Consider the following 4,147-nt stretch of genomic DNA (forward strand, 5'->3'; position numbering starts at 1 on the left):
CATGAGGGTTCTTGCCTTCAGCCATCATCCGGATCTCGCCGGAGAGCTCATCTCGGCCGGCATGTCCCTGGGGGAGGTCTCCCTCCTCCTCACATCGGATCAGAGGGACAGGCTGGCGGAGGTGAGGGGCGCGAGGAGGGTCATCATCTGCGGCTCCGTCGCATCCGATGACCAGCCCTCCCTCCTAGAACTTCTGACCGAGCTTGCGAGGGAGTACGACTTGCTGCTTCTATCCAGCGATAAGAGAGGGAGAGAGCTCAGCGGACAGATAGCTCAGAGGCTGGAGAGGCCTCTAGCTGCGGAGGTTTCATCTCTCTGGTTTGAGGATGGCAAGCTTGTTGTGGAGAGGATGACCCTAGGGGGAAAAGCCATTGCCCTGGAGGAGCTTCAGATACCGGCGATCCTGACCATCCAGAAGGGGAGGTTCAAACCGCCAGATGGCCCAAGCCCCAGTGAGGTGATAGAGGTCAGCTCCGAGAGGAGGGGTGGGGGTTACAGGGTGGTGGAGAGGAGCGCCAAGCCCAAGCTCGGGATCCCGCTGGACAAGGCTGATGTGATCGTGGCTGTGGGGAGGGGATTCAGGAGGAAGGAGGACCTCAGGCTCGCTTATGAGCTAGCGGAGCTGCTCAACGGGGTGGTAGGGTGCACCAGGCCCCTGGCTGCCGACCTGAAGTGGATGCCCGAGGAGTCCTGGATAGGGATAAGTGGGGTTAGGATAGCCCCAAAGCTGCTCTTCGTGATAGGGGCATCGGGACAACAGCAGTTCTCGGCGGGGATAATAGATTCCAAGGTGATAGTGGCCGTGAACAACGATCCTCAGGCTCCAATATTCGAGAACTCGGATTACGGTGTGGTGAGGGATCTTTACGAGTTCATACCGGCCCTGGTGGAGAGGCTGAGGGGGCTCAGGGGTGAGCCCTCAGCGAAGATTTAACTCATACCCCCTTGAAGCATCGAGGTGATTTCATGGATCTCAGCGATGTGTTCATCGTGAGCTTCTCCAGGACACCGATAGGCAAGTTCGGAGGGGCCCTGAGCAGGTTGACAGCACCGGAGCTGGGGGCCATAGCCATAGAGTCGGCCGTCAGGAGGAGCGGCCTGGATCCGGATGACGTTGATGAGGTCATCATGGGGAACGTGCTCCAGGCCATGGTGGGCCAGAACCCGGCCAGGCAGGCGGCCATACTGGCGGGCATCCCCAAGCGGGTTCCCGGATTCACTGTGAACAAGGTTTGCGCTTCGGGAATGAAGGCGATAGCTCTAGCCGCTCAGAGCATAGCCCTTGGCGAGAACAGGGTCGTGGTCGCTGGGGGTATGGAGAGCATGAGCAACGCCCCCTACGCGATGCATCCCCAGTGGAGGTGGGGGGTGAGGTTCTCCTTCGCTGGTGAGAAGCTGATAGATCTCATGGTTCACGATGGCCTGACGGACCCCCACACTGGTCTGCTGATGGGAGAGGAGGCCGAGGAGACGGCCAGGAAGTGGGGGATAACGAGGGAGGAGTGCGATGAGTTCGCCCTCTCCAGTCACATGAAGGCCAGCGAGGCGACGGAACGCGGGTACTTCGACAGGGAGATGGAGAGGGTGAGCAGGGGCGGCATCTCCCTGGACAGGGACGAGGGGATAAGACCAGATACGAGCATAGAGAAGATCTCGAAACTCAAACCCGTCTTCAGGCCCGATGGTGTCATCACAGCCGCAAACGCTTCTCAGCTCAGCGACGGTGCAGCCGCGCTCGTTCTGGCCCACAGGGAGGTGGTTGAGGAGAGGGGACTGGAGCCCGTGGCTAGGATAATAGGGTTCGCATCGGCCTCTGTGGAGCCCGAGGACTTCATAGAAGCTCCAATATACTCAACCAAGAGGCTCTTGGAGAGAATAGGCATGAGCCTGGATGAGTTCGACATAGTGGAGCACAATGAGGCGTTCGCCCTCGCAACCCTCGTTGTTTCAAAGGGGTTGGGCATCCCGTTAGAGAGGGTGAATCCATTCGGTGGAGCCGTCGCGATGGGGCATCCTCTCGGGGCCAGCGGGGCCAGGATAGTGGTCACTCTTCTCAACGCGCTCAGGGTCAGGGGCAAGAGGAGGGGCCTGGCCACGATATGCCATGGGGGCGGTGGGGCCCAGAGCATGGCGCTCGAGCTGGTGTAGAGCATGGTGTCCGTGAGGGTCTATGGTTGGCTCTCTGAAGTTCTGGGCTTCAGGAGCAGGGATCTCGAGTTCAGGGGCAGTCTGAGGGAGCTGCTTGAGCTTTTAGGGAGCTCAGTGATGGAGATGGTTGAGGAGGGGAGGATACAGGTCGCCGTGAATCATGAGCTCACCAGGGACCTGTCTATGATCTTGAGCGAAGGGGACTTGGTTGCCATCTTCCCGAGCTTCTCCGGAGGCTCCTGGAGGGCGGGAATCACGAGGGATAGGATATCTCCGGAGGAGCTTCTCAGGGAGATGCGGACAGATCCGGATGTGGGGGCTGTTGTTCTCTTCCTGGGCGTCGTCAGGAGAACCTCGGGGGAGGGGGAGGTGGAGAGGATATTCTACGACTGCTACCCGGAGGTCGCTGATAGGGAGATCCGCATGATAAGGGAGGAAGCCATTGATAGGTTCCGCTTGAAGGATGCCGTCATCCTGCATAGGATAGGGGATGTGGCTGCCGGGGAGGTTGCCCTTCTTGTGATCACGAGGTCAGCTCACAGGAGGGAGGCCTTCGAGGCGGCCGCGTGGGCGGTCGATGAGGTAAAGAGGAGGGTGCCCATCTGGAAGAAGGAGGTATTCTCCGACGGAAGTAGCAGGTGGATATCCGAGTGATCGCCCGAATGGAAGAGCGGATGCTCTCTTTTCCATCAAGGACTCTCCCCGGTATGCTGAAGCGGAAGGAATTTTAAGTCCACCGACTCCTCCCGGAGAGTGTTGGTGAGGGCGCTTGATGGTGGACGTGACCGAGAAGCCGGAGCTCTACAGGGAAGCCTCCGCTAGGGGGAGGATAAGGCTGAGGAGGGAGACCGTCGAGATGATAAGGGCCGGGGAGGTGAAGAAGGGGGATGTGCTCACTGTAGCCAGAGTGGCGGCCGTTCAGGCGGTCAAGGAGACACATAGAAGCATCCTCCTTTGTCATCCCATCCGAGTGACCTCCGTGGACGTGGATTTCAGCATGGGTGAGGACTGGGTGGAGGTCCTCGTTAAAGTCAAGGCGATCGCCCAGACGGGGGTGGAGATGGAGGCGCTCAACGGGGCGGCCGCGGCTTTACTGAACATATGGGACATGGTTAAGTATCTTGAGAAGGATGAGAGCGGGAACTATCCTCACACGAGGATAGAGGAGCTGCGTGTAGAGAGGAAGGTGAAGTCCGTTGCTAATAGATAGGTGGGGCAGACCGGTCACCGAGCTTAGGATTTCAGTGACCAACTCCTGCAACTACAGCTGCTTCTTCTGCCACAGGGAGGGCCACCGCTCCGGTGGTGATGAGATGAGACCGGAGGAGTTCGGAAGGCTCGTCAGGATCCTCTCCAAGCACGGGATAAGGAGGGTCAAGCTGACGGGAGGGGAACCCCTGATGAGGGAGGACCTTGAGGAGGTTGTGAGGGAGATAGGCTCCTCCGGGGTTGAGGAGATAAGCCTCGTGACTAACGGGTTCTTCCTCAAGGAGAGGGCCAGATCCCTCAAGGAGGCCGGGCTGAGCAGGGTGAACGTGAGCCTTCATTCCCTGAGGAGGGAGACTTACGCGAGGATAACCGGAGTGGATGGTCTTGAGAGGGTCATGGAGGGGATAGATGAGGCCCTGAGGTGGGGGCTCAGCCCGCTCAAGCTGAACTTCACGGTGCTGAGAGGGATAAATGAGGGGGAGCTCTGGGACATCATCGGCTTCGCCAGGAGGAAGGGAGCGAGGGTTCAGATAATAGAGCTACTGGAGAGCGATCCCTCGCTGGCAAGCTATCACTACCCGCTTGAGGAGTTCGAGAGGGAGCTGGAGAGGATAGCCATGAGGAAGGAGATCAGGGAGCTTCACAACAGGCCCCTCTTCCACCTGGAGGACGGAACCGTGGTGGAGCTCGTCAAGGGGAGCGGGGATCCCCTCTTCTGCATGAGGTGCACCAGGGCCAGGGTGACGCACGATGGGCGCTTCAAGCCCTGCATAGCTAGGGAGGACAACTT

The 4,147-nt window shown here is 59.3% G+C and carries 5 protein-coding genes; all 5 read left to right on the plus strand.

Features of this window, described 5'->3' with window-relative positions; translation table 11 throughout:
* Positions 1-934, plus strand: a 934-nt coding sequence (locus tag BA066_06970; protein RDD52949.1) for an electron transfer flavoprotein subunit alpha/FixB family protein, incomplete at its 5' end; no start/stop codon positions are given.
* Between the two features lie 32 nt (positions 935-966).
* The gene (locus BA066_06975; GenBank protein ID RDD52950.1) at positions 967-2,148 is read left to right on the plus strand and encodes a thiolase family protein; all 1,182 of its coding nucleotides are present in this window, start codon (positions 967-969) and stop codon (positions 2,146-2,148) included.
* A 3-nt stretch (positions 2,149-2,151) separates the two neighbouring features.
* Complete coding sequence (locus tag BA066_06980; protein RDD52951.1) at positions 2,152-2,802, plus strand: molybdopterin converting factor; 651 nt, start codon at positions 2,152-2,154, stop codon at positions 2,800-2,802.
* 118 nt (positions 2,803-2,920) lie between these two features.
* On the plus strand, positions 2,921-3,358 hold the full coding sequence (gene moaC, locus BA066_06985) for a cyclic pyranopterin monophosphate synthase MoaC (protein ID RDD52953.1): 438 nt from the start codon (positions 2,921-2,923) through the stop codon (positions 3,356-3,358).
* The coding region (gene moaA / locus BA066_06990; protein RDD52952.1) for a GTP 3',8-cyclase MoaA at positions 3,345-4,147 on the plus strand (803 nt) is incomplete at its 3' end. The genes moaC and moaA, both read left to right, overlap by 14 nt.

This window comes from Candidatus Korarchaeota archaeon NZ13-K, assembly GCA_003344655.1.
Taxonomy (GTDB): Archaea; Korarchaeota; Korarchaeia; order Korarchaeales; family Korarchaeaceae; genus Korarchaeum.

Bases quoted from the DNA above. Each gene is read 5' to 3' on its own strand.
- BA066_06975 (RDD52950.1), top strand. From the start codon at position 967: ATGGATCTCAGCGATGTGTTCATCGTGAGCTTCTCCAGGACACCGATA.
- BA066_06980 (RDD52951.1), top strand. From the start codon at position 2,152: ATGGTGTCCGTGAGGGTCTATGGTTGGCTCTCTGAAGTTCTGGGCTTC.
- moaC (RDD52953.1), top strand. From the start codon at position 2,921: ATGGTGGACGTGACCGAGAAGCCGGAGCTCTACAGGGAAGCCTCCGCT.